The sequence below is a fragment of the Streptomyces marinisediminis genome (genome assembly GCF_026262575.1).
Classification (GTDB): Bacteria; Actinomycetota; Actinomycetes; order Streptomycetales; family Streptomycetaceae; genus Streptomyces; species Streptomyces marinisediminis.
On sequence record NZ_JAPKFL010000141.1, the window covers coordinates 1 to 202 of the forward strand.

The window sequence follows — 202 nt, forward strand, 5'->3', positions numbered from 1 at the left end:
GGCGCCGCGTAGGATCACGGACGAGCAGGTCGAGGCCATGGTCGCCAGGACTCTTGGCCAGGCGCCGCCGTCGGGGGATTCGCACTGGTCGACGCGGTCGATGGCCCAGGTCGCGGGCATGTCGCAGTCGGCTGTCTCCCGGATCTGGCGGGCGTTCGGCCTCAAGCCGCACATCGTGCAGACCTGGAAGCTCTCGACCGAC

Annotated in this window: 1 pseudogene; it reads left to right on the plus strand. The window is 69.8% G+C overall.

The window, feature by feature from the left end:
• Positions 1-202 (plus strand): annotated as a pseudogene (locus OSB71_RS24440) (IS630 family transposase); the annotation flags it as partial.